The organism is Kitasatospora sp. NPDC057512 (genome assembly GCF_042802135.1).
Classification (GTDB): domain Bacteria; phylum Actinomycetota; class Actinomycetes; order Streptomycetales; family Streptomycetaceae; genus Kitasatospora.
Genome location: NZ_JBHVET010001035.1, coordinates 1 through 2,292, shown reverse-complemented (window position 1 = coordinate 2,292; position 2,292 = coordinate 1). Strand labels below are relative to the sequence as shown.

The window sequence follows — 2,292 nt, the reverse complement described above, 5'->3', positions numbered from 1 at the left end:
TGGTGAGGGTCATCGCGCCATTGTGCCGGGGGTGTTGGCGCGGTGTCAGGAGGCCGGGGCGGCCAGGGTGTCGAGGTGGCGGCGCAGCACCGCGCGCAGCTCGTCCGGGCCGACCAGGTCGGGGTGCTGGACGGCCTGGAGGGTGAGGCCGTCCAGCAGGGCGGAGAGCCGGCGGGTTTCGAGGTCGAGGTCGAGGCCGGGGGCCAGGCCGCCGGCGCGTCGGGACTCGGCGAGGACGTGTCGGACCAGGTCGTCGAGTCCGGTCTGCATCTCGACGGCGCGGGGCCGCAGGTCGGGCCGGGTGCGGGCGGCGGTGACGAAGGAGAGCCAGAGCGCGGACTCCTCCCGGCGCCCGGCGTCCAGCGGGAGGGTCTCGGCGAGCAGCCGGACGGTCCGTTCGCGCCGGTCGGTGCCGGCGGCGGCCGGGTCGAGCAGGGCGGCGGCGTGGGCGCGGATGCGGGCCTCGATCCGCCGGGCCAGCTCGCGCATCGCGAAGATCATCAGCTCCGAGCTGCCGGCGAAGTAGTGCCGCACCGAGCCGACGGCCAGTCCGGCCTCCTCGGCGACGTTGCGCAGGGAGGCGTGCTCCAGCCCCTCCCGGGCCGCGACGCGCAGGACGGCGTCGGCGACGGCCTGGCGGCGCTCGGCGGGGTCGACGATCTTCGGCATGTTGCCGTTATAGCACGACCAAGCTAAATTGCTGATTTAGCACGGTCGAGCTACAAAAATTCGGGGAGGCAGGAATGAACGGCTGGGTGCACGCGGGGCTGATCGCCGTCGTGGTCGTGGTGGTGCTGGTCCGGCGGCTGCGCGGCGAACCGCTCAACGCCCGGGACCTCTTCGCGCCGCCGGTGGTGCTCACCGCCCTCGGTGTGTGGGCGCTCGCCCAGAAGCACGGGCTCGGCGCGGCCGACTACGGCTGGATCGCGGCGGGCGCCGGGCTCGGTGTCGCGCTGGGGGCGGTGCGCGGCGCCACCATCCGGGTCTACGAGCGGGAGGGCGTGCTGTGGCAGCGCTACACCGGGCGGACCTTCCTGGTCGCGGCGGTGTCGCTGGCCGTGATGGCCGGCTTCGCCGCGCTCGCCGCACACTTCGGCCTGGCCGCGGACGCCCGACCGATCCAGCTGTCGATCGGTGTGGGCTTCCTGGGGGAGGCGCTGGTGGTGGGCTTCCGGGCGCTCTCCTCGGGCACGCCGTTCGCGCCGGAGAAGGAGAAGCGGGGCACGAGCCCGCTGGACCGGTTCGGGCGGTAACTTTGGTTGTCATTGGCGAGTTCGGTAACTATAGTTGTCGGCATGACGACCGTGGAGATCACTCCGGAGGAGCGGGCCGCGCTGGCCGAGGCCCTCCTCGACGCGCTCGACCCCCTCGCCGCCGCCGTGCGCGCCCGCGCGACGGGCCTGCCCGTGGAGCGGATGTGGAACGCCGAGCCGGTCGAGGTCGCCCTCTCCGTGCTGTCCGCCTGGAAGCTGGTGGACGCCGAGGTCAAGCGGCTCGCCGCGGGCGCGGCCGCCACCGCGGGTTCCTACGGCGCCAGTTACGAGCAGCTCGGCGCCGCCTGGGGCATCACCCGGCAGGGTGCCCGGAAGAAGTGGCCGGAGGCCGTCAGTCGTCCGGCGGCGCGGCCCGGACTGCTCGAACTGTTCGGCGGAACCGCCGAGTTGGCGGAGGACGAGGCCTCCGGCGGCTGGCGCTGGACGGCCACCGGGGCGGACGGCAGCACCGGCGAGGCGGCGGCCGGGCACCGGAGCAGGGAGGAGGCCGCGGCCCACGCCGGGGCCTTCCTCGCGGCGCACCGTCAGGACTGATCCCGCAGCTCCCGGGCGATCAGCTCCGCGAGGTGCAGGGCCCGCCGCCCGTCGGCGAGTTGGGAGATCTGGGTGCGGCAGCTGAAGCCGTCCGCCAGGACCACCGCCTCCGGTCCGGCGGCCCGGATCCCGGGCAGCAGCACCCGCTCCGCGATGGCCTCGGACACCTCGAAGTGGCCCCGCTCGAAGCCGAAGTTGCCCGCCAGGCCGCAGCAACCGGCGTCCAGCAGCCGGTTGTTCAGGCCGAGCCGGGCCTCCAGCCGGCGGTCGGCGGCGCTGCCGAGCACCGCGTGCTGGTGGCAGTGGGTCTGGGTGACGGCGTCCAGCGGGATCCGGGGGAGCGGGGCGTCCGGGGCGAACTCGTCGAGGAACTCGGCGAAGGTGCGGGTGCGGTCGGCGAGCGGGCGGCCCTCCGCGCCGAGCAGCCGGGGCAGCTCCTCGCGGAGGGTGGCGGTGCAGCTGGGGTCCAGGCCGATCACGGTGG

General features: G+C 74.8%; 4 protein-coding genes. 2 read left to right on the top strand and 2 right to left on the bottom strand.

All coding sequences use genetic code 11. The features are described from left to right. Positions 1 to 45: 45 nt before the first annotated feature. Complete coding sequence (locus ACFU6K_RS37210) at positions 46 to 669, bottom strand: TetR/AcrR family transcriptional regulator (RefSeq protein ID WP_380670812.1); 624 nt, start codon at positions 667 to 669, stop codon at positions 46 to 48. A gap of 74 nt (positions 670 to 743) precedes the next feature. Here ACFU6K_RS37210 and ACFU6K_RS37205 point away from each other — a divergent pair, with 74 nt between their 5' ends. Together ACFU6K_RS37205 and ACFU6K_RS37200 are read left to right on the top strand one after the other, a co-directional pair. Further along, positions 744 to 1,253, top strand: coding sequence for a DUF1453 domain-containing protein (locus tag ACFU6K_RS37205; protein WP_380670810.1), 510 nt, complete (start codon positions 744 to 746; stop codon positions 1,251 to 1,253). A 42-nt stretch (positions 1,254 to 1,295) separates the two neighbouring features. Beyond that, complete coding sequence (locus ACFU6K_RS37200; protein ID WP_380670808.1) at positions 1,296 to 1,808, top strand: hypothetical protein; 513 nt, start codon at positions 1,296 to 1,298, stop codon at positions 1,806 to 1,808. Here the strand turns inward: ACFU6K_RS37200 and ACFU6K_RS37195 are convergent. Further along, on the bottom strand, positions 1,799 to 2,292 hold a 494-nt coding region (locus ACFU6K_RS37195; protein WP_380670806.1), incomplete at its 5' end, for a (Fe-S)-binding protein. The two genes, ACFU6K_RS37200 and ACFU6K_RS37195, sit on opposite strands and share 10 nt — an antisense overlap.